The sequence below is a fragment of the Polynucleobacter sp. MG-28-Ekke-A2 genome (genome assembly GCF_035012985.1).
GTDB lineage: Bacteria > Pseudomonadota > Gammaproteobacteria > Burkholderiales > Burkholderiaceae > Polynucleobacter.
The window spans coordinates 1-255 of sequence record NZ_JAYGQU010000077.1; the positions used below are offsets into that span (position 1 = coordinate 1).

Sequence of the window (255 nt, forward strand, 5' to 3'; positions counted from 1 at the left end):
GCAACACCGCGGAGGCGGTATCGTGGGTTATAACGTGCAAGCTGCTGTAGATACCAAGAATCATCTCATCGTAGCCCATGAGTTAACTAATGTCGGGCATGATCGAAGCAGCCTGGCTGCGATAGCTTACCAAGTCAAAGAAGCGCTGCAAGTAACGCAGCTGACCGTAGTGGCAGACAAGGGTTATTACAGTGGTGAACAAATCAAAGACTGCATGGACTTGGGTGTCACTCCCATCATCCCCAAATGCAAAAC

1 protein-coding gene is annotated in these 255 nt (G+C 49.8%); it reads left to right on the plus strand.

What is annotated here, in order from left to right; all coding sequences use genetic code 11:
• On the plus strand, nt 1-255 hold a 255-nt coding region (locus VC188_RS11995; RefSeq protein ID WP_323484117.1), incomplete at both ends, for a transposase.